The sequence below is a fragment of the Streptomyces sp. NBC_00076 genome, assembly GCF_045041235.1.
In the GTDB taxonomy this organism is placed as follows: Bacteria; Actinomycetota; Actinomycetes; order Streptomycetales; family Streptomycetaceae; genus Streptomyces.
The window spans coordinates 10,595,171-10,620,107 of the sequence record NZ_CP108242.1 but is presented as its reverse complement, the minus strand read 5'-3'; the positions used below and the strand labels follow the sequence as shown (position 1 = coordinate 10,620,107).

Below are 24,937 nucleotides of genomic sequence, written 5' to 3'. Positions count from 1 at the left end.
GGGTTCTCGTTGATCGGCATCGTAACCAGGAGTAGATCACGGTCCGTGATAGTCACCGGGTGGCACGGGATGCCGGTGCGGTTGACGTAGAGGATCGCGTTGACGATCTCTCTCAGGTCATGCACCCGGGCCGCTGTGCCCCATCCGGTCCGTCTCGCCCGCCAAGCGGAAAAGACCGGTTCGATCAAGGCCCAGCGGGCGTCGAACACGTCACTGCGGTACGGAACGACGAACACTCACATCACAAGCGACGACCACCAACGACGCCAGTCACAAGAACATGCCAGAACACCAACTACCTAGTAGGACTCCGTTAGGTTGCTCTGGCTCTTGGGTTCGGGCTGGTGGTGGATGTTCTGGACAGGGGGCGGTGGCAGGTGGTGCAGGTGCCGGTCCAGCAGTTCAGCAGGTCCTGGATGGTGTCGAGGATCTGGTAGAGGGTGAGCCCGCTGTATCGGCTTTTGGGGCCAGGCGCTGTTCGGTGAGGAACGCGTGGGCGGCGGTGACCAGGGTGACGTGGTGATGCCACCCCGCCCAGGAACGTCCCTCGAAGTGGTCCAGGCCGAGGCCGTGCTTGAGTTCCCGGTAGTCGTGCTCGATGCGCCAGCGGATCTTCGCCAGCCGGACCAGTTCGGCGAGGGAGAGCGTGTCGGGCAGGTTGGACAGCCAGTAGCCGGTGGGCGCCTCGGCGCCTTCGGGCCATTCGACCAGCAGTGTGACCTCGGGCAGGACACCGTCCCAGCAGTTTTCGTCTGTGGCGACGGCCTGGGCGAGGCGTCGGGACTTGACCCCGGCCGGCCGCACCCGCAGGGACAGGAAATCCGAACGCATCGGTCCGCGGGAGCCTTCCCGCCAGGTCACCTCGGTGAAAGCCTGCCGCCCCTGGTCCGCAACGAGCGCGGCCACCGGGGACGGTTTGTCGCGGTAGCGGGGCTGGGGCTTGCGGCCGTTGCCGGACCAGGGCGGGGCACTGGGCACGGCATCGTGCGGGTGGACGGTCACGTCCGAGCGGATCGCCGCCACGTAGCCGATGCTCCGACGGTCCAGCCCGTCGCGGAAGCCGGCGTTCTGCCCGTAGCCGGCGTCGGCCACCACCACCGGCGGGATGAGACCCCAACCGGCCAGCTCGTCCAGGACATCCAGGGCCAGGCGCCACTTCTCCCGGTGCCCGATCTCCTCAGGGACCCCCGTCTTGCGTCGGCGGACCCAATCGTCCGCCCACTCCTGGGGCACGAACAGGCGCCACTGCAGCGGGCAGGAGGCGGTGTCGGAGACCGCGTGCACGCTCACCGCGACCTGACAGTTGGCCTGCTTGCCCAAGGCTCCGCAGTACTGGGGCGCGACCGCCACCGACATCTTCCCGTCTTTGGGAAACGACACATCGTCCACGGCCCAGGCATCCGGGCCGATCAGCGGCACCATCCGCTCCGCGATCCGCCGCCGCACCGGCACCGGATCCCACGTCGACTGGTTCACGAACTGCTGCAGATTCTGCTCGTTGCCGTCCGGCAGCCGCTCCGCCATCGGCTGGATCGACTTGCGGCGACCGTCCAGCATCAGCCCCCGCAGATAGCAGTCGCTCTTCGCCCGCTGGTCCTTGCGCGGCACCGACGCGAACACATCAGCAACGAACAACGCCAACTTCGCCCGAACACGGTTCACTTCATGTGCGTCCACACACCCACCATGCCGCTGAACACCACCGACGAAAAGACCTAACGGAGTCCTACTAGATCAGATGGCCTATTAGCCGAGCGCTTCGTCGCTACCCGGGTGGACTCGGCATCGTCTGGCTGCTTCGGGTACGTTGCTCACTTCGAACACACCATCAGGGGGAGCGTTTGACGGACTCGTCGTTGGACCTGGCTGGCCGGTTGGTCAGTGCCGTAATCGCCGGGGACACCGACACGGTGCGGACCTGTCTGGAACAAGGCGCAGCGCCGGACACCTTGGGCTCTGATGGACTGCCTTTGCTCTGCACCTCCGTGGCCAGGCTCGATCACCTCACCGCTGAGGTCCTGGTCGATGGGGGCGCCGACCAGGACCGCGAGCTTCCGGACGGCGGTACTCCCTTGCTGCAGGCGGTCGATACGGGCTCCCCCACGCTGGTCTCCGCTGTGCTCGGGAACACCCCTCGGCTTCGCCTGCCTGAGGCATCCCGGCGAGAACTGCTCGACCTGACCCGGTACTGGCACGAGACGGGCGTGGTTGAAGAACTGCGCCGCCGGACCGGAGCCGCAGAACCGGCTGTCAAGCGCCGGATCGAGGACCCTCACGGTGACACAATCGAAGAGTTCTCCCTCGGCGGGCGCACCGTGCGGGACGGCCACGCAGCCATCCTCACCCACCTCGAGTGGGAGTTCGGTGTGTTCCCGCCTCTCGACAAAATGATGGCACGCGCCATCCCACACTCGCAGGACGGGGACAGCAACTGGTTCGCCGTCGCCTTCTACTTGGGCCAGCGCCGCGGCCCAGGCATTTGGTCCGAGCTCACCTCGCTGCGGCAGCACCCCGATCCCATATACCGCCGCTTCCTCGCGCAGGTCATTTGGCACCGGAACTTCAACGTGCCGGTGGACCGCGCACCGGACGTCGCCCAGGATGTCGACTTCCTGGCGTCTTGGGCGAAAGAGGAGCCTGACGGGCAGGTACTCGCCGCGGTTCTGGACACCTACACCGGCCATGGGCATCCGGAGCAGGAGGCCATCGGCCTGCGGTACATCGGCCATTCGGACCCGAGCGTATGCAGCGAGGCCGTGTTCTGCGTGAGCCGGGAGCGGACCGCCCGCAGCGATGCGGCAACATCGGCACTGCTCGGCCTCGTTCACGATCCCGAGCCTGAGGTACGGGCCTCCGTAGCCCAGGCGTTCGCCCCGCGGTTCACTCCCGACAACCGACTCGAGCCAGCGATTCGGGACGCCCTGCTCTTGCTGATTCGCGACGACACCCTCTGGGTACGGCGCCATGCTGCACAGTCCCTCGCCGGCTCTGACGATCGGACCACGCCCACCCTGGATGCTTTCCTCGCGCTCCTCGACGAGGAGGACAAGGATCTGCGTCTGGAGGCGGCCTGGGCACTCGCTCGGCGCGGCGACCCGCGCACCGAGGAGGCGTACGAGCGGGTCGGACCGCTCGACGCGTTCTCAGAGCACGACCATCGGCTGTTCGCCCCTTGGCGGTACCGTACGAGCAACCAGACCGACCAGGCATGACAGGTTACCGCCGTGCATGTATTTGGCCACGGTCGGCGGCTTCGCAGTGCATCACAGGATGCGGTCCTGACGCAGGCCCTCCAAGGTCAGCCCTTCGGGGAGGCCGATACGTAGACCTGTGCATGGGTTGGGGCACGCCCAAGCGCTACGACGGACTGGACGAGCAGAAGGTCGACGATGCTGTTGACGGCGGCGGTGGCGCCGATCTGAGGCTGTGCGAGCTCCGCCGTGAGAAGTGCGACGGTCCTTTGGAGCTGTGCGTTCTCCCGGGCTGAGGGAATGCTGCCGATCCCATCGGGCGCGGCAACACAGGCCTGCGCGGCCGCGACGGCTTCGGCCGGCTCATCGGCCACCCGGTGGCGGTCGGGCTTCGGGCGGATCATCGCGAGGGCCATATCGTTGACCGTCATCGCGTGCGAGGCACCCGAGCGGCCCGCTCCTGGGCATGCCGCCCATCTTCTCCGGCCCCCGGTCCAACTCGTGTCCGGCGGCCGCCAGCTCGTCCTTGGTGAGCAGGCGCACCTCCTCTCCCCCTCGGGTGCGGCCGCCGTCGACGGACAGGCCGTGCCTGCGCAGATCGTTGAGCGCGCCGCGATGGGAGGCAGTGCGCGCTTCCTTCCGCAGGGCAGCCGTCTTCTTCGTGGTGTGCCGGTACGTCAGGTGCGGTAAGGACAGCCGCTGAATCTGATCCGCCGTCGCGGCCTTGAGCACCCGAGCACCCGAGCACGCGCAGCACATCGGCGCGCAGGCCGGTCGACGATCCCGCCTCGTTCGTCTTGCGCTTCGCCATCAGATGCACCCTCCCGTGCGTCGCGACCGGCTACCGGCCGGGCGCCGGCCCCGTCCGGCCGCAGCGGGCACCAGGCGCGCCCTGAACCCGATGATCACCTCAACAACTGACACCCCACGCATTTCCCAGGACTTGGTCAGTGAAAGGAGAAGAGAAGAGGGCTGCGACGACGCGCCACAGTCCCGAAAACCCGTGGCGTGCAGGGCTTTTGCGGTCAGCGCTCGTGCGGAGCACGGAATGGGTACGGCAGTGGGATCGCAAGGGCCGGCGGCAGGAGGCAGCGACGGCTTGCCCATCCCGCCAGCCCTCCCGGCGCGGGTTCCTGGTCGGCGCCGCCGGACTCTCGTCTCCGTCGAAGGGGGCCAGGGGGCTTGCCCCGGCGTGGTGCCGGGGCGGCCCGGGCGGCGGGTGAGTGGCCGGCCCACTTCGTCGCCTTCGATCTCCTGCCTGTCCGGGACCGACACCACCGCCTGGCCGTACCGGCGGCGCCGGGCCGCGCTGGAGTCGGTGTTCTCCGCCCGGCACCTGTCGGTGCCGTGGACGCTGTGTCCGTCGACCACCGACCCGGACACCGTGCGCGAGTGGCTGTCGTGGGCGGCCGTCGGCATGGAAGGCATCGTCTTCAAGCGGCTCGAAGACACCTACCACCCGTCAGCGAGAGGGTGGCACAAGTACAAGACGCATGAGGCCTGGAGGCCGCGGGTCAGGAGCTCGGTCTGCCGGGGCGTTCACGGTGGTTGTGGCCGGATTTCGTCACCGGTGGGTCACAGGTCGGAGTGCGGAAGAACTGCCGGCTCCACGGTTCTGTCTGGTTCGACGAGGGCGGCGAGAAGCCGCGCTCCGGACAACTGGGACTCGGGGGACAGCATGCGATACGTGAACGGAATGCGCGGTTCGGCGGTGGTGGTCGTCGTGGCTTCGGCGGCGCTGGGGATGGTGGGATGTCAGCCCGGTGGGGGCGGTGCGGACACCGGAGACGGCGGCGTCACCCCGCCCGGGCCCGTCAGCTCAGCGGCCTCCTCCTCCGCGGCCAGCACCCCGAAGCCCGGCAGCTCCTCCTCCGGTTCCTCCACGCCCTCCGCCTCCGCACCCCCGTCGTCCGCACCCGCTCATGGCGGTTCGGCGGCGACCTGTTCCGCGGGCAGTCTGAAGGCGAGCGCCCGGCAGGCCGCCGTGCGGCCGGCCGGTACGGGGACCGGAGCGGCCGTCGTCGAGTTCACCAACGTGTCCGGACGGACGTGCGTCCTCAAGGGGCACCCCACGGTGGCCGGCGCCGGGAACGGCTCTCCGGAGATGAACGTGCCGCTCACCGTCAAGCCGACCGGAGCCGCGGCGCCGGTGAAGGTCGCCCCCGACGGCAAGGCGTGGGTGAAGCTGACGTTCGTGCAGGTGCAGGGGGAGGCCGACGGGTACTGCGTGTCGGGTTCGGCGCCCGTGGTGTACCCCACGATGGTCGTCCGGCTGCCGGGGTCCGGGGCGCACCAGGTGGCCCTGGACGACGGGCAGTTCGCCGAGTGCGACGACACTGTGACCGTCACCGCCGTATCGGCGGTCAGGCCTTCTTGACCGATTCCAGCCGCAGCACCAGCGCGCAGCAGGACGATGTCGAGCTCAGCACGTGATCCCCAAGAGGCGGCGAAGCGGACGCCTTCCCACGCGTGCCCTGGGCCGGCCGGCATCAGATGTTCGGCCAGCTGCCAGACCGCAAGGTCATGACGCTCGGCCGCTGGGTGTGGGCCATCGCCTGCCTGGCGCTGTTCGGCACGGTGCTGGCCCTGTTCGCGGCCATGCCCCCGGGGCTGCGGAAGGACCCCCAACTGCGTGACCCGCAGAACCTGCCCGTGTGGTCCCTGCTGCTCGACGTCATGGCGATCATGGTGCTCGCGCTGTTCGCCCCGCTGCTCGTTCCGCCGCTGATCCGGCTGCTGACCCGCCCGGTTCCGCTGGCCGGCGGCGCGGTCGGACTGCTGGCCCGGCAGAACGCGCTGACAGCGGTGCGCCGTACGGTGTCCATGGCCACCCCGATGTTCCTGGTGATCGGCCTGATGGGCACCGTGGTGGGCTCCACGCTCACCTTCGGCGAGGCCAGGGCCCACCAACGGGCACGTCCGGTTCGGCGGGCGGGGACGGGAAGACCGGCACTGGAAACGTGCACGGCGTCCCGTCCCCGACTCGACATATGGAACTGGATCGGCACGGCGCCGAGTTCCTCTTCCAGGTTCTGACCGAGCGTGAGGAGAAGAACAGCGTCGCCATCGCCTCCAACGAGTCCTTCGCCGGCTGGACGAAGACCTTCACCGATCCCCGTCTGTGCGCCGCCATCGTCGACCGGCTGACATGCAACGGCACCATCATCGAGACCGGCACTGACTCCTACCGCCTGGCCAGCAGCCGAGCCCTTGCCGAACAGACAGTGGGCTGACCAACCGCTTCACCGCTTGGCCGGCAACGGCTGGAGGCCGCCGGCCAGACACGCCGTCAGGCGACCTTCGACGACCGGCCGAGCGCCTGGCGCAGCCTCGGATCTGTCGGCCTCTTCGGTGAAAGCTCGGTTCGCTCGGGCATGGGACAGGCCTGCTCTCCGAAATTCCCCACCGGCGGCCAGCTGACCTGCGGCGGAACGGCATACCTCCGGATTCGCAATAACAGCCGGCCGCAGTTGGGGCCGGGGTTCCGCCGGTATTCATCCAGGATGAAACGCCGAGCGGGGGCAGTGCGTTGAGCTGAACCTGGGCGCCTATCAGTCTGCGCCTCGATGACCTGGCGCTGGAGTCGCTCGCAGAGTCCGGCTTCCTTTGGGATGAGTGGTGCGCCGGGGCGTCGTCGGATACGCGCTGGTTTGGGCGGCAGTGGGAGCCCGTCCCCTTCGGCGGCCCGCTCTGCTTCGGCCGGGCTCGGTACGGCGAGGCAACCGACAGGTTCTTGCCAGCACACCAACGGCGCATGTGGCGTGACGTGGTTCACATCGGCGACCTGTCACGTCCGGTGCGGGTTGCTTGTCCCATGGGCGTCACCGGTACCAAGCCGGTGCCCGACCCTGGGAGATCCGATGAACAACGGCCACCACATCGTCGTCCTCGGCGCCGGCTACACGGGCTTGTTCAGCGCCATCCGGCTGGCCCACCGCACTCGCCGGACCGGCGTGAAGATCACCCTGGTCAACCCCTCGAGCCGTTTCGTCGAGCGGCTGCGGATGCACCAGATCGCCGCCGGGCAGGAGCTGGCCGACCATCAGATCCCCGACCTGCTCGCCGGGACCGGCGTCACGTTCGTCCAGGGCACCGCCACCGCCATCGACCCCGAGGCCCGGCAGATCACCGTCGACGGCGCCGAGCCCCTCGGGTACGACACGCTCGTCTACGCGCTGGGCAGCTCGACCGACACCGGCAAGGTCCCCGGCGCCGACACCCAGGCGTTCACCCTCAACAACCCTGAGATCGCCGGTCGGTTTGCCACGCGCCTCACCGAGGTCGCCGCGTCCGGCGGCACGGTCACCGTCTGTGGCGGCGGCCTGACCGGTATCGAGGCGGCCACCGAGATCGCCGAGAGCCACCCCGGCCTGAACGTCACGCTGATCAGCCTGGACGAGCCCGGCTGCATGATGGGCCCCAAGGCCCGCGCCTACCTCCACGGCGCGCTGGACCGCCTCGGCGTCACTCTTGATACCGGCGCCCGCGTCACCAAGGTGCTGCCCGACGCCGTCGAACTGGACCACGGCCGGCTCGTCCGCTCCGACGCGTGCCTGTGGACCACCGGCGTCAAGGTGTCGCCGCTCGCCGCCAACGCCGGGATCGCCACCGACGACCGCGGCCTCATCCTGGTCGATGCCACCCTGCGTTCGGTTTCCCACCCGGAGATCCACGCCATCGGCGACGCCGCCGCCGTCCGGCTGGCCTGGGGACAGATCCACGGCACCTGCCAGAGCGGCCTGCCCACCGCCCAGTACACCGCCGACACCATCGCGCGGCTCGTGCGCGGCAAGGCCGTCAAGCCGTTCCGCTTCGGCTACTTCCACCAGCCGGTCAGCCTCGGCCGCCGTGACGCCGTCATCCAGTTCACCAAGGCCGACGAAACCCCCCGCCGCATGCACCTCACCGGCCGCAGCGCCGCCGCGTACAAGGAGATGGTCAGCGGCAGCCCACTCACGACCTACCGATTCAGCAAGCGCATGAACGTCACCACCATCGTCTCCAAGGGCGGCCGCGCCACCCGCAAGCCCGCGGCATGACGGGCGCATCTGCTCCCAGCGCCATGATCTCGGGCCTTGCCGCCCTGGTTACGGCGCTGGCAGCATGAGCCGATGGTCGACACCAGGGACGAGCAGGACCCGTACATCGAACACCGCAGGCTCATGTTCGCCACCGCCTACCGCATGCTGGGCAGCGTCACCGACGCCGAGGACGTCCTCCAGGACACCTGGCTGAGCTGGAGCACCGCGGACCGCGACGCGATCCGCCACCCCAAGGCCTACCTGGTGCGCACGGTCACCAACCTCTCGTTGAACCGCCTCACCTCCGCACGGGCGACCCGCGAAACGTACGTCGGCCCGTGGCTCCCCGAGCCCCTGCTGACCTCCCCCGACATCGCCGCGGAGACCGAATTGGCCGACAGCGTCTCCACCGCGATGCTGGTCGTCCTGGAAACCCTCAGCCCCGTCGAACGCGCCGTCTTCCTGCTCCGCGAGGTCTTCGGCTACTCGCACGCCGAGATCGCCGAGACCCTCGAACGTCCCGAGCCGACAGTCCGCCAGATCGCCCACCGCGCACGCGAGCACGTCCAGGCCCGCCGCCCCCGCTTCGACACCGACCAGACTCAGCGCCGACAGGTCACCACCCGGTTCATGGAGGCCTGCGCGGGCGGCGACCTGAACGCCGTCATGGAGCTACTCGCCCCCGAGGTCACCGCCTGGTCCGACGGCGGCGGCAAAGTCACGGCCGCCCGCCGCCCCCTCCACGGCACCGACCACGTCGCACGCTGGATCGTAGGTTTCCTGGCCAAGCCCGAACTGGCCGCCCTGACCATGGAGCCAGCCATCATCAACGGCGAGCTCGGCATCCTGGCCACCCTCGACGGACACACAGTCGGCGCCCTCTCGTTCGACCTCGCCGACGGCCGCATCCAGAACCTGCGCTTCCAGGTCAACCCCGAAAAGCTCAGCGGCCTGACCCCCGACAACAGCTTGGCGCTGCCCTGAAGCGTTCAATTCTGAAGCATGACCGGTCGGGACCCTGGACCGGGACGAGCTGTGTACGGGGCGGGCGCAGCCCGTCGCTCACGACACCGAAGGCGCCCCTGCCGGAGCCGAGTCGCCCCGAACCCTTCACCGGCGGGCGAAGCGGCCCCAGTTGACGAAGGCAACGGCCTGGGCAGTGAAGAGCATCGCCAGCCGTTTTCAGGCTTGAAGGTTTCGTCGACTGACTCGATGACCTGCCGCAACGGTGAGAACAGCGGTACGCCGGGCTGTTCCGGCTCGCCCTCAGGTTGGAGGGTGCACACCAGGTGCAGCCGCACGCCCCAGAAGAAGCAGCTGTGGCTGGCGCAGTACCCGAACTCGGTCCATCCGGCCAGGTCGGAAGCGTTCACGGTCTCTCGTGAGCAGCCGCACTCCACCGGCGTGGAGTCCACGATCCACACGTCATCGCTCCACACGGAGGTGTCGTCGGCCGGTAGCCGGGTGACCCGACGCAGCGAGCTCGGCGGCTGACTCCCTCACCTCATGCGCGCAGCCGATCCCTCCGCGTCGAGGTGTTCGGCGAGCTTGAACGACGTGTACGAGGCAACGGCGCCGCAAGGGCGAGGACCACGAAGGCAACGACCGCGGCCACCGTCCGGGCGGCGTGGGCGATCTGCCAGCGATCCCGTACATCGGTCCAATTGGAGGGCGGGGACTGGGCATTCCAGTGGAGCTGGTCGGAGTTGATGGGCAGGTTGACGATGAGCGTGAGGCCGAGAACGAAGACCAGGAGGGCGAGTGCGGCCACGGCCCACCATCGGGTGTTCAACCGGTAGGTCTGGTAAGCCAGTACCGCTGTGGCGATCAGCGCCGGCAGGAGTGTGGCGACGGCGAGTTTGTCGAGGGAGTCCAGCTCGACCAGCCGGACCTGGGTGTAGACGGTGCTGTCGAAGCCGCGCAGCGAGAGTTCCAGGACGAGGACTGACGTGAGGAATCCGGCGAACAGTCCCGCGCATACGAGGCTGGCGAAACGGGCGTACTTCGTCATGATCACGCTCTTTCAGTAGAGGTGACCCGGGCGGCGGAGGGGCGGGCGGGACGGCCGAGGCATCTTCTTGACTTGTCCGTGACTGTCGCAGGTTGTCGCCCGCTTTTTCTCCCGCAGCCCGGGTCGTGTGCGTGGCTGGTTATGGGTCAGTTCGCGATTCCGACGACCTGCTCGATGGTGTCCGGCTGGTTCACCATGGCGAGCATGTGGTGGGCGACGTCGGCGCGTGGCACGGAGAACCCGCCCCGGATGTTGCGGTTCCACGCGGTTCGGTACGTGCCGGTCAGGGGCTTGTCGGTGAGCTTGGGCGGGCGCGACACCGTCCATTGCAGTCCGCTGTCGCGCAGGATCTGCTCGGTGACGGCGAGGTCGGCGTAGTGCCGGCCGAACATCGCCCGGGTCAACGGGACTCCCAGGTGGCGCATGAAGAAGCCGTCGCCGGGATCGTGCCTGGGTGGCGTCGGCCGGCCAGGCACCGGCACCGGTCCGACGGGTGCGGCGCTGACGATGATGATCCGCCGGACGTGTTCGGCCTGCATCGCCGCGACGATCGCGCGGGTGCCACGCGAGGTGATGCCCGCGTCCGCGCGCGGGTTTCGCGGGCCGAGCGCGGACAGGACGGCGTCGGCGCCGCGTACCGCCGTGGCGAGCGTCAGCATGTCGGGTCGGGTGAGGTCGACGGCGACCGTCCGGACGCCGCCCGGCAGCTCACGCGGGCGGCGGGCCACGGCGGTGACGTCGTGCCCGCCGGCTACCGCCTGCTCGACCAGGTGCCGTCCGATACCGCCGGTGGCGGCCACGATCGTGAGTTTCATCGGGGTCCTCCTGCGATGAAGGCGGCACGGTGGTCCTGCGCCCAGGTGGCGTACGTGCGTGCCGGGCGGCCCAGCAGCCGCCGCACGGTGTCGGTGGTGGGCCCGGCTTCGCGGGCGTAGTCGGCCAGCGAGCCGAGCAGCCGGTCGGGTACCTCGTCGGGCAGGCCGGCGGCGAGCATGCCGCGGCGGATCTCGTCCGGTGCGGCCTCGACGAACGACAGTGCCCGGTCGAGCGCTGCGCCGAGCGCGGCGACCTTCTCCGGCTGGCTCAGCGACTGCTCTCCGGTGAGCAGGTACGTCTGAGCGCGGTGCTGCGGGTGGGTCAGGGCGAGGGCGGCCACCGCGGCGATGTCACGCTCGTCGACGGTCGAGGTCCTCGCGTGCGGGTATGCCCCCCGCACGGTCCCGGTCGCCTGGATCTGCCCGGCCCAGGCCAGGGTGTTGGCGGCGAAATCGGCGCAGCGCAGGATCGTCCAGTCCAGGCCGCTCCCCTGGGCGAGCTCCTCGACCGCCTGGAACTGCTGCCGGAAGCGTGCGTGCCCCGCCGGGTACCGCACGGTCACGGCGGACAGTACGACCACCCTTGCCGCGCCCGTCTCGCGGGCGCGGGCCAACAGGTCGACCGCGGTGGATCCGGCGGCACGCGGACTGAGCAGGATGGCCTCCACGCCGTCGATGGTGGGAACCTTCGCGGGGTGGACGAGCTGTGTTCCCGCGGGGAATTCGGCGTGCGGGTTGCGGGTGACAGCGGCGACTTTCGCTCCCCCCTCAACGAGGAGGCGGACGGTTTCCCGGCCAACGACGCCGGTGGCACCGGTAATCAGGATCATGACTGAACCCCTAAGTGGGTGTGTCGAAGTCGATCTTGCGCGGTGGATGATCGCGGTTCGTATCGCGGGAAGACGTCACGGGCGCGCCGTGTGCCAGGATCATCGGCATGCGGCACTGAAACCTCCGGTCCTGCCCTGTCAGGCTGGTCGGTAGATCACTGGGTTTTACGGGTCTGCTTCACTTCCTGGTCGACGGCCCAGGCGTCGGCGACCGGGCCGAGGTGGCTGAGCTTGTCGGGGTTGATGACCGCGCGGATCGTCTGGATCTGCCCGTCGAGTGTGTCGAGGGCGAGGATGTGGAGGATTTTGCCGTCGCGGTCGCGGAAGAGCGCGCCCGGCTGGCCGTTGACCTCGTGCGGTTCGAACGTGATGTCGATCCGGGCCATGAGCGGGTAGACGGTGGCGAGCAGCCTGGCCACGTTCTCGGCGCCGGTGACGGCCCTGGCCAGCTGCGGTGCCTTGCCACCGCCGTCTCCGACGAGCTGGACGTCGGCGGACAGCAGATTCTGCAGTCCGTCCACGTCTCCCTGCGTCAGTGCCTCGAAGAACCGCCTCGCCAGCTCCTGCCGCTCCTGGCGGTCCGCTTCGAACCGGGGCCGTCCCTCGTGCATGTGGCGGCGTGCCCGTACGAGCAGCTGCCGGCACGCCGCCTCTGAGCGCCCCACCGCGGCGGCGATCTCGGCGAAGCCGAAGGCGAAGACCTCCCGCAGCACGAACACCGACCGCTCCAGCGGACTGAGCCGCTCCAGGAGCAGCAGCGCCGCTATTGACACCGAGTCGGCCAGCTCCGCCGCGCGGGCCGGGTCCTGGTACGGATCGTCCAGCAGCGGCTCGGGGAGCCACGGTCCGACGTACTCCTCCCGCCGCACCCGGGCGGAGCGCAGCACGTCGATGGCAATCCGGGTCACCGTGGCTGACAAGAACGCCTTGGCCGACACGGGCCGGGTTCTCGAGGCGTCGTAGCGGAGCCAGCTCTCCTGCACCGCGTCCTCCGCCTCGCCCACACTGCCCAGGATCCGGTACGCGATCGAGAACAGCAGCGGCCGCAGTTCCTCGAACTCCTCGACCTTGCCCACGCCGACTCCCCCTTTGCGTTCTGTGTGCCCGGCCGGACCCGCGCCGGCGAGGCATCCTTCGAAGATCATTCGATGTGTGAGCGGAGCAGACAACGCTCGTGCCGCGACCGCCCTGCCCGCCTTGACCACGGCGTCCTGGCCCCGGCGGGCCTGACCTGGGCCAGGGTGCGGTGGTGGTTCAGTGGAACTGGCCGACCTGGTAGTCGCCGGCCGGCTGCTGGGTGATGATGTTCAGCCGGTTCACCGTGTTCATGAACGAGACCAGCAGCACGAGGGCCGTCAGCTGCTCCTCGTCGTAGTGCTGAGCGGCGCGGGCCCACACGTCGTCGCTGACCCCGGTGGCCGCGTCCGCGACCCGGGTTCCCTGCTCCGCCAGCTCCAGTGCGGCGCGCTCGGCCGCGGTGAAGACCGTCGCTTCCCGCCAGGCCGCGATCAGGTTCAGCCGCACCGGGGTCTCGCCGGCCGCGGCGGCTTCCTTGGTGTGCATGTCGATGCAGACCGCGCAGCCATTGATCTGGCTCACGCGCAGCGCCACCAACTCCTGCGTCGTGGCCGGCAGCGGCGATTCCTTCAGCTCCCGGCCAGCCGACATGAAGTACTTGAGGGCCTTACCGGCGGCCGGGTTGGCGAAGTAGTTCAATCGCGCGTCCATCGTGTGCTCCTCCATGTTCGTCGATGCCTTCACCCTCAAGACGAGGCGGCCCTCACTCCTGTGACACGGAACGGTGTGACCCACGTCTCTCCGCTGTCTGGGTTCGGGCATGTCACAGGCCGAGTCGCTGCCTCGTCTCGGGTACGGAAGTCCTCGATCAGGGAGTTGATGATGAACGTCGCGCTGTGGATCATCGCTGGGGTACTCGCCGCTGTCTGCCTGGTGGGCAGCTCCAAGACGTTCGTGCCGCAGGAGAAGCTGGCCGCGATGGGCTCCTCTGCCCAGTGGGTCCTGGAGTTCAGCCCCGGGACTCTCAAGGCCATCGGCGCCGTCGAGCTGCTGGCTGCGGTCGGCCTGATTGGGCCCGCGCTGCTCGACATCGCGCCGGTACTGGTGCCGCTGGCCGCCACCGGACTCGTTCTGCTGTTCGCCTGCGCGGTCACCATGCGTCTGCGCCGTGGCGAGAAAGCCACGATCGCCGGCGACCTGATCTACCTCGCCCTGGCTGCCTTCGTCGCATGGGGCCGTTTCGGCCCCGAGTCCTTCACCGGCTGACCACCGGCGCATATCAGTCGAGCGCCGAAGTGCCAGGCACACTCCAGGTCGTACCGATACACCTACCAGCCAACGGAATTGGCTACCACGTCACTCTTTTCAGCAATGAACACCCGCCTACTACAACAGCTCCGCCGCTATTGAACTTTCGCCGCGCCGCACAAAGAAGACGACGGAGTGCCGGGACCCACGTCGGCTGCCGGTGCGTGGTTCAGGCTGACTGTTCGGCGGTGGCCGCCGTCTCGCGGCGCTGGGCCCGCAGCAGTCGGCGGCCCTGCTCGCCTTTGGCCCAGGTATGGGAGCCGGGCTTGCGTGCCTCGTTCACCAGCTGCTTGATGGTGAGCCTGCACACAAGTTCCTTCACCTTCGCGCCTGTTCGGCCGCCGAGGTGGAGCCGCTTGGCGGTGTCGTCCTTGTGGGCGAACTGGAAAATGCCCGCGCGGCGCCCCAGGCTGATGCACTGGCCGGCGAACCCCAGGTCGATCGGTGCGGGCCGCTTGCTCGCGATGCGGCTGAGCACCGTGTCGGCGGCGTGTGCGCCCAGCGGGCCGGCGGCCTGGCAGCTCATCCGGAACGGCATGTCCGACGGTGCCGCCGAGTCCCCGGCGGCGACGATCCGTTCGTCGTCGATGCTCGTCAGGGTCTCGTCGGTGAGCAGCCGGCCCAAAGTGTCGGTGCTGAGCCCGCTGCGGACGGCCACGTCCGGCACGCCGAACCCGGCGGTCCAGATGGTGACCTCGCTCGACAGCTCACGGCCGTCGCCGAGCCGTACGGTGTCGCCGGTCACCTCCGTCACCTTCGTGCCGGGGCCCTGCAGCACGGTCACACCGAGGCCGGCCAGCCTCTTGGCGACCGAGCGGCGGCCGTTCGGGTGCAGGTAGGGCCCGAGCAGCCCGCCGCAGGCCAGGGTCACGGTGCGGCCCGCCTCCGCCAGTTCGGCGGCGGTCTCGATGCCGGTCGGACCGGCCCCGACCACCGTCACAGGGGCAGTGGCGGGAGCGGCGTCGAGGACCGTCCGCAGGCGCCGCGCCTCCTCGAACGTGGCGATCGGGTGGGCGAACTCGGCAGCTCCGGGCACGCCCGGGTCGGCGCTGCCGCTGCCCACCGCGCAGATCAGGTAGTCGTAGCCGGCCGTGTCGCCGCTCGCCAGCTCCACCCGGCGCCCCGTCGCGTCGATCCGGGTCACGGTGTCGACCACCAGCCGGACGCGCTCGCCCAGGACCTTCCGGTAGTCGCTGACGGCCTCGTGCGTTCCGCCCGCCAGCTGGTGCAGTCGGATCCGCTCGACGAAGTCCGGGCGGCAGTTGAACAGCGTCACGGTCACGTCGTCGCGCTGCGTCAGCCGGTTGGCCGCCATGACCCCGGCGTAACCGCCGCCGATCACGACGACTTCGGTGTTCTCAGCCATGGTTTCTCTCCTCCGCTTTCAGGAATTCGCACGCAAGATGTCGGCCTGGCACGCCGTGACGGCGTGCGGGACGGATCAGCCGAGGCGCTCCGGCGCCGAGCCGCGGAGCGGGGTGGAGTCCAGGTACCGGACCTCGTAGATGCGTTCGCTGAACTTCCAGCCGTCGGCGGTTCGCTCGTAACGGTCGTGGTACAAGGCGTAGTTCAGGTGCGAGCTGCCGTCGCGCATCCGTCCGAACTCCTGGATGTGCGCCCGGCCGGCTGCGGTGTCGCCGTCCAGCCGGATGACGCCCGGGTGGGCGTTCTGCACGAAGAACTCCCAGAGCGACTGGCCCCACTCGATCCCCGCGCGAATCTCCTCGCGGCCGACGAACTCCTTGTCGATGTGCGGCCAGCGCATGGCGCCCTTGGGCGTGAACGTCGAGACGGCGCGGTCGAAGTCACGCATCATCACCGCGTCCGTGAGCTCGGCTCGCAGCGCCTCTATCTCGACGCGATCGGCAATGGCCCGCATGTCGCCCATCGGTTTCCCTCCCCATCCATGTGTGCGTCAGGCGTGTGCCGCCTGTCCGGTGGTGATGGATCCAGCATCGGTGCGGCGGGAGGGCGGAACAATGTAGGGTTCCTTGGGCTATTCATAATGTGGCGGTTATGCATGGACGGGGGTTGTGCATGGAGCTGCGTGACATCGAGATCTTCCTGACCCTGGCCGAGGAGCTGCACTTCGGCCGTACCGCAGAGCGGCTTCATGTGTCCCAGGCCCGCGTCAGTCAGGCCATCGCCAAGCAGGAACGGCGCCTCGGCGTCGTGCTGTTCGACCGCACCAGCCGGCACGTCGCCCTGACCCCGGTCGGCCGACGTCTGCGCGAGGACCTCCAGCAGGCCGTCGACCTTCTCCGGGAGGGGCTCGCCCGCGCCGAAGCGTCCGGCGCGGGGACGGGGCAGACCCTGCGCCTGGGTGTGTTCGGCCACGCCGGCCACGAACTGCGCCCCCTCATCGAGGCCTTCCGCTCCCGCCACCCCGGCAGCGATGTCCAGTTCGGCGAGATCAACGGCAGCGACCCGTTCACCGCGCTGCGCACCGGAGAGCACGACGCGCACGTGCTGTGGCTTCCGGTGGCCGAACCGGACCTCACGGTCGGCCCGACCGTGCTGACCGGAGGCCGCGTGCTCGCCGTGGCGACAGACGATCCGCTGGCCGAGCGCGGCACCGCGTCGCTGGAAGACCTCGGCGACAACCATGTCGTCGACTTCGGCCCCCACGCCCCCGAGTACTGGATCGCGGCCATGGTCCCCACGCGTACGCCGCTCGGCCGCCGTATCCCGCGCGGGCCCGCCGCGCGGACTTTCCACGAGGTTCTCTCTCTGGTCGCCTCCGGACAGTGTGTCCACCCGCTGGGCGAGATCGCCGCCCGCTACAACCGTCCCCCCGGCATCGTCTTCCTCCCCCTTCACGACGCCCCCACCATGCACTGGGCCCTCACGTGGCGATCCACCGCCGACGGCCCCACCCTCCGCGCACTGGCCCAGACCGCCGCCGACCTCGGTCCCATCTCCCTGTGACAGCGGGTGACGGGCAGTTGATCGGCTGGGGCGTGTATCAGAAGTACTCGGGTCGCCTCCGGATCTGGCGTCTCACGTGGCGGTGACATCCTTGGTCGGTGTTCTCACCGATCATGTGGGCGCCGTGTTCTTCGACGTCGACGGCACCCTCGTCCCAGGCACATCGCGACCGCGACCATGACGCTCCAGCACGGCGCGGACGCCTTCACCGACATCTTCCTGCTGGTCCGCGTCGACGACAATTGGCGCATCGCCAACAAGGCTTATCACCGACACTCATGAGAGCGCGAGAAGCGATCCCTCGCCCGTTTCAGCGTCGAGTCAGGATCAAGTGATCCCCCTCGGCGAAGTCGGTGTTGCCCTGGCTGGTCCCCCGGTCCACCGACCGGACGTCCGGCCCGCCCGTGAATCGATGAATTCGACGGCCATCGGCCCAAGGTCGTGTGTGACGACCACAACGACTGCCGCGACCCACCAGACGCAACAGCTCGTAGTCCGGAACGGGCCGATCTTCTTGGCACTACGAGCAGCTGGGTAAAGACGGCTTGTTTGCCCTCCCGCCCCGTTGCCCGCGGCCGGTTCTCGGTATTGGCTTCGCTTGGCCCGCAAGTCCAGGGCCCGAGGAGCTTGTTGAAGGGGGAGCAATGCGTTGTCTGAGACAGGTCGCCGTGCTGGCGGCGTTAGTGGGCAGCTGCGCGACCGCACTGCCTGTGACCACGGCGGCGGCGTCCGGCCGCGAACACCGGCTGCGCACGGAACGGGTCAGTGTCACGGCCGAGGGCACCCAGGCGAACGATTTCTCCGGCGTGGGCGGGATCAGCGCCAACGGCCGCTACATCGCCTTCGATTCCTCGGCGACCAATCTGGTGCCCGGTGACAGCAACGGGTTTTCCGACATCTTCATCAAAGATCTGCACACCGGCACGATCGAGCGGGCCAACGTGGCCGACGACGGTACCCAAGCCGACAACGAAACCATGACGTACTCAATGAGTGCGAACGGGCGCTACATCGCCTTCAGTTCCTACGCCGACAACCTGGCGCCCGGCGACACTCCCGACGCCCAGGACGTATTCGTCCACGACCGCCTGACGGGGCGGACAGAGCTCCTCGTCAAGGCCGGGGAGGCCGGGGCCCAGACATACGAACCATCCATCAGCGCCAACGGCCGCTACGTCGCCTTCACTTCGAGCAGGAGCGACCTGGTCCCCGGGGACACCAACAACAGCAGGGACGTATTCGTACGCGACCGCTGGAAGAAGACCATCAAACGGGTCAGCGTGGCCGACGACGGCACCCAGACCGACGGGTTCTCGGAGGGCGCGGCGATCAGCGCGGACGGGACCCGGATCGGCTTCCGGACCCAGTTCTCCCTCGGCGGCGACGACGAAGCGTTGGCGCGGCCGGACACCTCGGGCCGTCTGATGCCGGAGGCTTCCGGCATCAGACGGCCCGAGGCCCTCAGCTTCTACGTGCACGACACCCGCACGGGGCGGACCGTCCTGGCGGCACACACTCGCGACGGCCTGCCCGTGCCCGTCCGAGGCAACATCGGGCTGAGCCCGGACGGGCGCTACTCCCTCTACTCCAGCGAGTGGCGGGACATTGTGCCGGACGACACCAACGACAAACGGGATGTCTTCGCCACGGACCTGGCCACCGGAGCCACCCGGCGCCTCTCGCTCGCGTACGACGGGTCGGAGCCGAACGATCACTCGGCCGGCACAGCTGCGGCCTTGGCCGCCGGACCTTCTCTCAGTGCCGACAATCGGCATGTGGTCTTCACGTCGTCCGCCGACAACCTGGTGCCGGGCGACACGAACGGCGACGCGGACGCCTTCGTACGCGACCTGATCACAGGCGACGTCCAACGAGTCAATGTCACGAAGGACGGGGCACAGAGCGACACAGCTCAACGCACGTCGCCAGTTGTTGACGCCTTCGGCCGGACCGTGGCCTTCAGCTCGGGGGAGGACGACCTCGTACCCGGGGACACCAACGAGACCAGCGACGTCTTCGTCCGCCGCCTCGATTGAAAGGGCTCGCCTGACCCACCCAGCGGCAGACCTACGCCAGCGATTCCGGCAGAGCCGGAAGACCCGCCACGGCCTCCAGGGAAGGCCGTGCTCGTGTTTGAGGCGGTCGTTCTTCATCCGCCGGCAGGTGAAGGACGACTTCTTGCCGGAGGCGCGGGTGATGGGTGAGGAATCCGAACCCAGTAGATCGCCGCAGCGGCCAGACCCGTCGTCGACGCCTTCACCGCCAGTCTCACGAACCCGTCACTGTCGGCCAGCGCAGCCCGCGATCCGCCGCCGCAGTGCTGGACCACCATCTCAACCGGATCTTCCAGAACAGGGATCAAGATCCGTGAGCCTGCCTGACAATGGCACCTGACCTCCAACACCCTTGACCATGGCTGTTGTTGAAAGTGAACGAAGTGGGTCCATGTTGAACCGGAGACCAGATTTGGGATCTTCATATGCATGACTGGAGCCTGGCAGCCGAGGAGTTGCAGACACCCCGGCTGTCGCTGCGACGTCCGAACGAAGCGGATATCGATGCGATCTTTGAGATCCATAGTGATCCCGGGACCTGCGTGCACAATCCTTCCGACGCACTCGCCCGGTTCGAGGAGGCGGGTGCGATGGTAGGAGGTAGAGATGCCAGAACACACGGCAGTGGTACGAGACAATGAGGTACTGGAGGTACTGGAGGTACTGGAGGTACTGAGGACGGGCCGGGTCGAATAGACCGGCGACCCACTGCTTCCGTACCGGCTGATCGGAAGCGATGGCGTCGAGGTCGACACGGTCAACGAGTTCCTGTGAACAGAACGGTACGGTAGTTGTTCGCCATGGCCTTCTGTGCCTCAGCGGTCGCGATGCGGAGTTGCCCCCGGTCCTGCTCGGTGGCGAGCCGTACGTACCCGTTTATGAGCCTTTGTCGCCCTCGCAAGATGTACCGGCCTCGTTCAGATGGTGGTCCAGGAGCTTGCGCTCCGCCGGGGTGAACTGAGGCCGGTCAAGTGTTGGGCGGATGGGGCCGAGCAAGGATGTCAGCAGCACGCTGGGTTTGACGAGTGAGGCGGGCGGGGCTTGTAGGGCCAGCACGTCTGTCAAGGCTGTGGCAGCGTGGAAGGAGCCGGTGGCTGTGCGGGACAGGCGGCTGACGTAGCGGTGCAGTATGCGGTCGGCGAGGTTCGGGCTGGCGCCTGTCGTGGTCGGGAAGTGGACGTCCTGACCCACGGCGAGGGTCCACGCGGTGTGGACGGGGCGAGCGATGGCACGCTGGGCGCGGCGCGCGAGGTCTGGAGTCAGGCCGGCGGAGATCAGGTTGCGCAGGGCGACGGCGCCTTGTGCGGCCACTGATATGCCCTGTCCGTAGACGGGGTTGAACGATGCGACGGAATCACCGAGCGCTACCAGGCCTTGGGGCCAGGGTGTGAGCCGTTCGTAGAAGTAGCGTCGGTTGGCGGTGCTGTGGGTGACGCTGACGTCGGTGAGAGGTTCGGCGCCGGCGAGGAGGTCCGCCAGGACGGGGTGGCGCAGGGTGCGGGCGAAGGTTTCGAACGCGTCTGGGTCGCGCGTGGGTTGTCCGCCGGGTGCGCCCATCAGGCTGACGTGCCAGCGGTCGCCTTCGATCGGCAGGAGGCCGCCTGCGTTGCCGGGCTGGGGCAGCCGTGGATCGGCCTGTACACCGACCATGGGCCAGTTGCGGGTGGGGCCGGGAGCGCGGTAGATGCGGCTTGCGTAGACGAGTCCGGAGTCGATGTGTTTCTCGGCGAGGCCTGTGATGCCCAGGCGGGTGAGCCACTGGGGGGTGCGGGTGGCTCGGCCGGAGGCATCGATGACGAGGTCCGCGTGCAGTTCCGACTCCTCGCCGTCGGCCGTGTGGACCCGCACACCTGTGACGGTGCGGTGGTTGCCGAGGAGTGCGAGCACTTTGGTGTTGGTGTGGACGCTGACCCGGGGGTCTTTGAGGACCTGCTCGCGGACGACGAAGTCGGTCAGGTCCCGGCTCGCGGAGATCAGGTAATGGGTGGTGTGGTGCCAGCGCCGATACCAGCCTTCGGGAGAGTAGATGACCATGTTGGTGGTCATCGGGATGCGGTTGGCGCCGGCGGCGAGCAACTGGTCGGTGGTGTTGGGCAGGAGGCTGTCGATGGCCTCGGCGCCGCCGGCATGCAGGAGGTGGATGTGGGCGGCCTGGGGGACGCCGGTGCGTGGTTCGGGGCCTTGCGGGAGGTCGTGGGCTTCGATGATGTCGACGGAGTCGACGTGGTTCTTGACCGCGGCCGCAGCGAGCACGCCGGAGATGCTGCCCCCGATGACGACCACGCGGGTGGTGTTCCGGCGCGGGGCTTCAGTCATGGTGGGCTGCTTTCTTCTGGGGCATGCAATGGTCGTGGAGATCTCGGACGATGGGCGAGGTCAGTGCCTGAGACAGGCGAACCAGATCTTTCGAGCGCCATAGCGCGGTCTGTGTGGTTTCGTACTGCTGGTCAGGCGTGGTGCGTTGCCGTTCGCGGGCGATGAGGATCATGGCGGCTTCGGCGGTGATGGCGGCGGAGGGCACGTCGTTGGCGTTGCGGAGGGCAGCGCGGTAGGCGGTCTCTCGTACGGCGGGGTCGCAATAGGGGACCAGTGCGAGTATGGCGTCGTAGAGTGCCGTTTTCCGCCCGGTCAGGAGTACGGCAGGGGGAGTTCGCCACCATGGCAGCGAGGTCCGGACGGCGCCGGGGGTGGGCACGTGCTGGAGGGCCCGCCACAGGGGTGCGAGCTGCCGCAGTTGCCCGATGATGCGTGTGGTTTCTGCCATGCGCGGGCCTGCGAGGGGGAGGACGAACCCGATGGCGCCGAGCATGGAGGCGGGAGGGGCAAGGTGGACTGAGACCTTGTCGACGAGGGCCCGTCCAGCGGGCGCCGACGGCCACCAGTCTGATGCCGTCGTAGCACACGATGATCAGGTAGGCGGGGGCGAGGATGCGCAGGCCTGCCCGAAGCGAGCCGTGGACCTCCTTGGACCACCGCCAGCACAGGGTGCTCGCGGCCATCATCGCCACGCCTTGCGCAGCCAGGTAGGTGACGATCATCTCCCGGATGTACGGGGTGTTGGCGTAGTGCGCGTCGAACAGGGCGATCTGCTCCACCGGGGCGCTGCCTGCCCAGAACAGGCCGATGATGACGACGATGGCCAGGCTGTAGGCGATCACGCACCAGCGTGAAGCGCGCCGGGTCTGTTCGGGAGGTGCCGGCCGCCAGTTGATGATCAGCAGGAGGCTCGCTCCGGAGAACCCGGTCGTCGTCACGTAGACGACGGGGGCGGCGACGTTGGCTATCCCGGTGAGCTGGTTGAGCCCCGCTATGGAATCCGGGGCCGCGAGGATCATCAGGCAGCCTGCGGCGAAGAGCAGCAGGCAGGCCGCGCGTAGCAGCGTGTCGTGCCATCTTCGGACCAACGCGGGGACTTTCACCGCGCAAACCAGCAGGAGGATCATCCCGCAGGCGTAGAAGCCGAGATTGCTGGTTCCGGACGACACCTGGCTTTTCTTCTCCTCGTAACGGTGCGGCGGGGTCCCCTGAACGGAACGGGTCAGCTGCGGGGGACGCGGTGGGCCATGGAGACCTGGATGCGCCCGGCGAGGTAGTGCGGGTCGGCCAGGGTGCGGGCCTGAGCAAGGGCGGCCTGCACGTCTGTGGCGAACCGGAACCCGAAGAGCTCTGCTTCGAGTTCCTCGTCGACCTGGTGGGCATCGGCGCGGGCAGCGAAGTGCAAACCGGCGTCCGTGCGAGTGGCTGGAGGAAGTTCGGTGTCGTCGGCCTCGGAGAGGACGGCCGCCAGCTTCAACAGCGCGCCTGCCGTCTGGGGCTCTTGGGCGCGGGATGCGGTGGGACCGTGGGCGGTGGTGCTGCTGCAGTGGCCCTGGAACATGTGCCACGCCTCATGCCCGATGATCACGAGCTGGTGCTCGGGGTCGGTGTTCTCCTCATAGGCGATCAGGTCGTGGCTGGTGCGGTCGACCCATAGGCCGCTGGCGATCCCGGGCGGAAACGCTGCCGTACGCAGCCGGACCGGCCGCCCACGTCCCTGGGTGAGGGCCTGGCCTATCGCGGGGATGATCTCTTGGTCACTGGCGGGCTGGAGGTTGCGGACGAGTTGGGCGCTGAGCTGTCGCATCGCCCGTAATCGCGTGCTCACTGGTCACCTTCGTTCTCATCGAGCTCGAGCAGGGCTTTGAGGGTCGCGTTGAGAACGTTCCACCGTTCTTCTGGCAGGTTCTGCGCCTGGCGCAGGGCGATGCCTCGGACGTCGTCGAACTGCTCCGATACAGCGGTCAGTGGGTCAACTGTGGCGTGGGGCCTGTCCCCTACCTCCTGTTGCTGCGCGGCGAGGACGGGCTGCAGCACGCGGCTGAGGGCCTCGGGTGCTGGGGCGGTGAAGAACGCCTCCCCGCCTTCGACCTGGAAGAAGTCCACGAGGCCGTGCAGAAGTTCGACGCTGGGCATCTTGTCGCCGGAGCAGACCTGGCGCGCCCAGACGCCGGAGACTCCCAGCTTTCGGGAGATGCTGCCGGCGAGATCGGACATGCGCTGGCCGTGGCGTGCCAGGTGGGCGTCCGAGAGAGCCTTGAGGCGCGCCCGGACCCGCTCGTTGACGGTGTCGGCGGGGAGGGTACTGCCCCGGAGCAGGGCACGCACGGTGTGCTCGGGCAGAGCCGTCTTGGCGGCAAGTTCCCTGGGGTTGAGCAGGTGCGACTGCTCCAGGTCCCGCTCTTGCATGAGCGCCTTGAGGCGCTCGAGTGTCTCTGGCAGTGACGGGGCAGAGTCCACCGGCGTACTCCCAGGCCCTCCGAGTCGGATACTGGCGTGCATCGGCACAGTACGCGCCCTGATCCCCGATTTCAACGATCGTTAACTGGCTCAAAACGATCGTTAGGGCGTCGTGCTGGTCCATGCGGGATCCCGGGACCTGACTCCGCGCAGAGCGAGGCGACCGTGGCTGAGCGGATGACCATGTACACGGAGGGTCCGAACGGGCCGGAGCCGTTGTGGTTGTGGTTGTGGTTGTGGCTGAACGAGCAGGGGCCGCCCTGCGACCGGCCTCATGGGAGAACGTCTTCCGCGCGGCCGATGACCGGTGTCGTCAGGAGCTGGGTGCGTTGATGGCGGAGCCACGTAATGGATGCGCGTGTGCACCTGACCACCGAGGAGCGAAGGGACTTCCGCCTGCTCTACGGCGATCCGTGGCAGACGGTCCAGGACCTGCTCGGACACGCACAGCGCGAGACCACCTGGGACATATACCTCGCGCCTGTGGCCGACCTGCGCTGCGCTCCCTGCTGGAGGATGTGCCGGAGCTGAACACGGCCCGACGGCAGAGGGACGAAACGTTCGCGCGGTTGGCGCGGGAGGCCGAAGGCATCCAGGACGTCGATGACCGTCTTGAGGGAGTGGCATGAGCCGGCGAGGTCGGTCAGCTGTCCGCCCGAGCCACCCGCACCACCGGCCCGAGGTCCTTCTCCAAGGCGGCTGGTGAAGCATCACAGCGCCCGCGGCACGGGCCGCCGGTTCGACTTCGCCTCTTTGCCCGTCGACGTGGGCCCGCAGCGATCGCTGGCGGCCGTCTTCGCAAGCGGTGCCAACCTGGGCAAGACGGGCGGCCGCTGGGGCTACAACACGGCATGGCCTCCACTCGCGACGGTTCGCGCATCCTGGTTCGCAGCGTCAACTCCACGGGCGCCAAGGGCCAGGAGAGGAACGAGGTGGCGCGGAACATCATGGTGACGGCCTACGGCAACCCCTGAGCGCTCGGGCGG

Annotated in this window: 22 protein-coding genes and 6 pseudogenes; 13 read left to right on the top strand and 15 right to left on the bottom strand. The window is 68.5% G+C overall.

Annotation, left to right across the window (positions count from 1 at the left end; translation table 11 throughout):
• Positions 1-65: 65 nt before the first annotated feature.
• Positions 66-236, bottom strand: a pseudogene (locus tag OHA64_RS47455) (transposase); the annotation flags it as partial.
• A gap of 166 nt (positions 237-402) precedes the next feature.
• The gene (locus tag OHA64_RS47450; protein WP_405606877.1) at positions 403-1,677 is read right to left on the bottom strand and encodes an IS701 family transposase; all 1,275 of its coding nucleotides are present in this window, start codon (positions 1,675-1,677) and stop codon (positions 403-405) included.
• Positions 1,678-1,985: 308 nt separating this feature from the next.
• Here OHA64_RS47450 and OHA64_RS47445 point away from each other — a divergent pair, with 308 nt between their 5' ends.
• Entirely contained in the window at positions 1,986-3,212 is a 1,227-nt protein-coding gene (locus tag OHA64_RS47445; protein ID WP_405623571.1) for a HEAT repeat domain-containing protein, read from the top strand.
• An 86-nt stretch (positions 3,213-3,298) separates the two neighbouring features.
• On the opposite strand, the gene OHA64_RS47440 is transcribed toward OHA64_RS47445, so the two are convergent.
• A complete protein-coding gene (locus OHA64_RS47440; protein WP_405623570.1) occupies positions 3,299-3,622 on the bottom strand; it encodes a hypothetical protein in 324 nt (107 codons plus the stop codon).
• Positions 3,623-4,005: 383 nt separating this feature from the next.
• On the opposite strand from OHA64_RS47440, the pseudogene OHA64_RS47435 reads away from it, so the two are divergent.
• The 6 genes and pseudogenes from OHA64_RS47435 to OHA64_RS47410 form a co-directional block, all read left to right on the top strand.
• A pseudogene (locus tag OHA64_RS47435) lies at positions 4,006-4,620 on the top strand (hypothetical protein); the annotation flags it as partial.
• A gap of 249 nt (positions 4,621-4,869) precedes the next feature.
• Positions 4,870-5,568: a DUF4232 domain-containing protein gene (locus tag OHA64_RS47430; RefSeq protein ID WP_405624416.1), complete on the top strand. Its 699-nt coding sequence runs from the start codon at positions 4,870-4,872 to the stop codon at positions 5,566-5,568.
• Positions 5,569-5,660: 92 nt separating this feature from the next.
• Positions 5,661-6,227, top strand: a complete 567-nt coding sequence (locus OHA64_RS47425; protein ID WP_405623568.1) for a hypothetical protein — start codon at positions 5,661-5,663, stop codon at positions 6,225-6,227.
• Positions 6,179-6,424 (top strand): annotated as a pseudogene (locus OHA64_RS47420) (ATP-binding protein); the annotation flags it as partial. The gene OHA64_RS47425 and the pseudogene OHA64_RS47420, both read left to right, overlap by 49 nt.
• 627 nt (positions 6,425-7,051) lie before the next feature.
• Positions 7,052-8,230: an NAD(P)/FAD-dependent oxidoreductase gene (locus OHA64_RS47415; protein ID WP_405623566.1), complete on the top strand. Its 1,179-nt coding sequence runs from the start codon at positions 7,052-7,054 to the stop codon at positions 8,228-8,230.
• Positions 8,231-8,302: 72 nt separating this feature from the next.
• Positions 8,303-9,196 (top strand): RNA polymerase sigma-70 factor, encoded by an 894-nt coding sequence (locus OHA64_RS47410; protein WP_405623565.1) that lies wholly within the window; start codon positions 8,303-8,305, stop codon positions 9,194-9,196.
• A 203-nt stretch (positions 9,197-9,399) separates the two neighbouring features.
• Here OHA64_RS47410 and OHA64_RS47405 read toward each other — a convergent pair.
• From OHA64_RS47405 to OHA64_RS47380, 6 genes and pseudogenes are all read right to left on the bottom strand, one after another.
• A pseudogene (locus OHA64_RS47405) lies at positions 9,400-9,690 on the bottom strand (IS982 family transposase); the annotation flags it as partial.
• 26 nt (positions 9,691-9,716) lie between these two features.
• On the bottom strand, positions 9,717-10,223 hold the full coding sequence (locus tag OHA64_RS47400) for a DUF1772 domain-containing protein (RefSeq protein ID WP_405623563.1): 507 nt from the start codon (positions 10,221-10,223) through the stop codon (positions 9,717-9,719).
• 146 nt (positions 10,224-10,369) lie between these two features.
• Positions 10,370-11,038: an NAD(P)-dependent oxidoreductase gene (locus OHA64_RS47395; protein WP_405623561.1), complete on the bottom strand. Its 669-nt coding sequence runs from the start codon at positions 11,036-11,038 to the stop codon at positions 10,370-10,372.
• On the bottom strand, positions 11,035-11,868 hold the full coding sequence (locus OHA64_RS47390; protein ID WP_405623560.1) for an NAD(P)H-binding protein: 834 nt from the start codon (positions 11,866-11,868) through the stop codon (positions 11,035-11,037). Before OHA64_RS47390 ends, OHA64_RS47395 begins: the two co-directional genes overlap by 4 nt.
• Before the next feature lie 155 nt (positions 11,869-12,023).
• Positions 12,024-12,944, bottom strand: a complete 921-nt coding sequence (locus OHA64_RS47385; RefSeq protein WP_405623558.1) for an RNA polymerase sigma-70 factor — start codon at positions 12,942-12,944, stop codon at positions 12,024-12,026.
• A 178-nt stretch (positions 12,945-13,122) separates the two neighbouring features.
• Positions 13,123-13,596, bottom strand: coding sequence for a carboxymuconolactone decarboxylase family protein (locus OHA64_RS47380; protein ID WP_399725528.1), 474 nt, complete (start codon positions 13,594-13,596; stop codon positions 13,123-13,125).
• A 171-nt stretch (positions 13,597-13,767) separates the two neighbouring features.
• Between OHA64_RS47380 and OHA64_RS47375 the strand changes: the two genes are divergently transcribed.
• A complete protein-coding gene (locus OHA64_RS47375) occupies positions 13,768-14,151 on the top strand; it encodes a DoxX family protein (protein WP_405623556.1) in 384 nt (127 codons plus the stop codon).
• A gap of 211 nt (positions 14,152-14,362) precedes the next feature.
• On the opposite strand, the gene OHA64_RS47370 is transcribed toward OHA64_RS47375, so the two are convergent.
• Both OHA64_RS47370 and OHA64_RS47365 read right to left on the bottom strand, forming a co-directional pair.
• Entirely contained in the window at positions 14,363-15,559 is a 1,197-nt protein-coding gene (locus OHA64_RS47370; protein WP_405623555.1) for an NAD(P)/FAD-dependent oxidoreductase, read from the bottom strand.
• 75 nt (positions 15,560-15,634) lie between these two features.
• Positions 15,635-16,081 carry a nuclear transport factor 2 family protein gene (locus tag OHA64_RS47365; protein WP_405623553.1) on the bottom strand — a complete coding sequence of 149 codons (447 nt, stop codon included), beginning with the start codon at positions 16,079-16,081 and terminating at the stop codon, positions 15,635-15,637.
• A gap of 149 nt (positions 16,082-16,230) precedes the next feature.
• On the opposite strand from OHA64_RS47365, the gene OHA64_RS47360 reads away from it, so the two are divergent.
• From OHA64_RS47360 to OHA64_RS47350, 3 genes and pseudogenes are all read left to right on the top strand, one after another.
• Complete coding sequence (locus OHA64_RS47360) at positions 16,231-17,121, top strand: LysR family transcriptional regulator (protein WP_405623551.1); 891 nt, start codon at positions 16,231-16,233, stop codon at positions 17,119-17,121.
• A 162-nt stretch (positions 17,122-17,283) separates the two neighbouring features.
• Positions 17,284-17,403: pseudogene (locus tag OHA64_RS47355) on the top strand (nuclear transport factor 2 family protein); the annotation flags it as partial.
• Between the two features lie 362 nt (positions 17,404-17,765).
• Positions 17,766-19,157 (top strand): TolB family protein, encoded by a 1,392-nt coding sequence (locus OHA64_RS47350; RefSeq protein ID WP_405623550.1) that lies wholly within the window; start codon positions 17,766-17,768, stop codon positions 19,155-19,157.
• A gap of 894 nt (positions 19,158-20,051) precedes the next feature.
• On the opposite strand, the gene OHA64_RS47345 is transcribed toward OHA64_RS47350, so the two are convergent.
• From OHA64_RS47345 to OHA64_RS47330, 4 genes are all read right to left on the bottom strand, one after another.
• Positions 20,052-21,491 carry an FAD-dependent oxidoreductase gene (locus OHA64_RS47345; RefSeq protein WP_405623549.1) on the bottom strand — a complete coding sequence of 480 codons (1,440 nt, stop codon included), beginning with the start codon at positions 21,489-21,491 and terminating at the stop codon, positions 20,052-20,054.
• Entirely contained in the window at positions 21,484-21,984 is a 501-nt protein-coding gene (locus OHA64_RS47340; protein ID WP_405623548.1) for a DUF6545 domain-containing protein, read from the bottom strand. The genes OHA64_RS47345 and OHA64_RS47340 overlap by 8 nt, the downstream gene beginning before the upstream one ends.
• A gap of 729 nt (positions 21,985-22,713) precedes the next feature.
• A complete protein-coding gene (locus OHA64_RS47335; RefSeq protein WP_405623547.1) occupies positions 22,714-23,319 on the bottom strand; it encodes a toxin-antitoxin system, toxin component in 606 nt (201 codons plus the stop codon).
• Positions 23,316-23,900: a hypothetical protein gene (locus OHA64_RS47330; RefSeq protein WP_405623546.1), complete on the bottom strand. Its 585-nt coding sequence runs from the start codon at positions 23,898-23,900 to the stop codon at positions 23,316-23,318. Before OHA64_RS47330 ends, OHA64_RS47335 begins: the two co-directional genes overlap by 4 nt.
• A 399-nt stretch (positions 23,901-24,299) precedes the next feature.
• On the opposite strand from OHA64_RS47330, the gene OHA64_RS47325 reads away from it, so the two are divergent.
• Both OHA64_RS47325 and OHA64_RS47320 read left to right on the top strand, forming a co-directional pair.
• On the top strand, positions 24,300-24,482 hold the full coding sequence (locus OHA64_RS47325; protein ID WP_405623545.1) for a hypothetical protein: 183 nt from the start codon (positions 24,300-24,302) through the stop codon (positions 24,480-24,482).
• Positions 24,483-24,767: 285 nt separating this feature from the next.
• Positions 24,768-24,925: pseudogene (locus OHA64_RS47320) on the top strand (peptidase); the annotation flags it as partial.
• Positions 24,926-24,937: the final 12 nt, after the last annotated feature.

What these genes read in the sequence shown, in the direction of transcription:
- OHA64_RS47440 (WP_405623570.1), bottom strand. Translation starts at nt 3,622, where the DNA reads ATGACGGTCAACGATATGGCCCTCGCGATGATCCGCCCGAAGCCCGAC.
- OHA64_RS47430 (WP_405624416.1), top strand. Translation starts at nt 4,870, where the DNA reads ATGCGATACGTGAACGGAATGCGCGGTTCGGCGGTGGTGGTCGTCGTG.
- OHA64_RS47415 (WP_405623566.1), top strand. Translation starts at nt 7,052, where the DNA reads ATGAACAACGGCCACCACATCGTCGTCCTCGGCGCCGGCTACACGGGC.
- OHA64_RS47410 (WP_405623565.1), top strand. Translation starts at nt 8,303, where the DNA reads ATGGTCGACACCAGGGACGAGCAGGACCCGTACATCGAACACCGCAGG.
- OHA64_RS47400 (WP_405623563.1), bottom strand. Translation starts at nt 10,223, where the DNA reads ATGACGAAGTACGCCCGTTTCGCCAGCCTCGTATGCGCGGGACTGTTC.
- OHA64_RS47395 (WP_405623561.1), bottom strand. Translation starts at nt 11,038, where the DNA reads ATGAAACTCACGATCGTGGCCGCCACCGGCGGTATCGGACGGCACCTG.
- OHA64_RS47390 (WP_405623560.1), bottom strand. Translation starts at nt 11,868, where the DNA reads ATGATCCTGATTACCGGTGCCACCGGCGTCGTTGGCCGGGAAACCGTC.
- OHA64_RS47380 (WP_399725528.1), bottom strand. Translation starts at nt 13,596, where the DNA reads ATGGACGCGCGATTGAACTACTTCGCCAACCCGGCCGCCGGTAAGGCC.
- OHA64_RS47375 (WP_405623556.1), top strand. Translation starts at nt 13,768, where the DNA reads ATGAACGTCGCGCTGTGGATCATCGCTGGGGTACTCGCCGCTGTCTGC.
- OHA64_RS47370 (WP_405623555.1), bottom strand. Translation starts at nt 15,559, where the DNA reads ATGGCTGAGAACACCGAAGTCGTCGTGATCGGCGGCGGTTACGCCGGG.
- OHA64_RS47365 (WP_405623553.1), bottom strand. Translation starts at nt 16,081, where the DNA reads ATGGGCGACATGCGGGCCATTGCCGATCGCGTCGAGATAGAGGCGCTG.
- OHA64_RS47360 (WP_405623551.1), top strand. Translation starts at nt 16,231, where the DNA reads ATGGAGCTGCGTGACATCGAGATCTTCCTGACCCTGGCCGAGGAGCTG.
- OHA64_RS47350 (WP_405623550.1), top strand. Translation starts at nt 17,766, where the DNA reads ATGCGTTGTCTGAGACAGGTCGCCGTGCTGGCGGCGTTAGTGGGCAGC.
- OHA64_RS47345 (WP_405623549.1), bottom strand. Translation starts at nt 21,491, where the DNA reads ATGACTGAAGCCCCGCGCCGGAACACCACCCGCGTGGTCGTCATCGGG.
- OHA64_RS47340 (WP_405623548.1), bottom strand. Translation starts at nt 21,984, where the DNA reads ATGCTCGGCGCCATCGGGTTCGTCCTCCCCCTCGCAGGCCCGCGCATG.
- OHA64_RS47330 (WP_405623546.1), bottom strand. Translation starts at nt 23,900, where the DNA reads ATGCAAGAGCGGGACCTGGAGCAGTCGCACCTGCTCAACCCCAGGGAA.
- OHA64_RS47325 (WP_405623545.1), top strand. Translation starts at nt 24,300, where the DNA reads ATGGATGCGCGTGTGCACCTGACCACCGAGGAGCGAAGGGACTTCCGC.